Below are 263 nucleotides of genomic sequence, written 5' to 3'. Positions count from 1 at the left end.
ACCGGACGGCATCGAACGCGGGGAAGAACGCATCGGTGCCGTCGACTATGGTGTCGACGTGGGTCAGGTGCAGACGGGTCGCCAGCGGCAGGGTCAGCGCATAGATCTCGCCGCCGCCGATGACGCAGAGCTCGTCGGCGGCGGCGCACTGCGCCAGCGCCGCATCGAGCGAAGCGACCGCTTCCATGCCCGCGAAGGGCACCGCGCCGCTGCGCGTCAGGACGAGGTTGCGACGCTCCGGCAAGGCACGCCCCAGCGATTCG

Annotated in this window: 1 protein-coding gene; it reads right to left on the bottom strand. The window is 70.7% G+C overall.

Annotated elements, in window-relative coordinates; all coding sequences use genetic code 11:
• A partial coding sequence (locus SB719_RS20860) for a dihydrofolate reductase (RefSeq protein ID WP_412159847.1) occupies positions 1-263 on the bottom strand: 263 nt, incomplete at both ends.

The sequence above is a fragment of the Pantoea sp. SIMBA_079 genome (genome assembly GCF_046940275.1).
Taxonomy (GTDB): Bacteria; Pseudomonadota; Gammaproteobacteria; order Enterobacterales; family Enterobacteriaceae; genus Pantoea; species Pantoea borealis.
The sequence above is the reverse complement of the archived record's forward strand: the minus strand, read 5'-3'. Positions and strand labels throughout refer to the sequence as shown.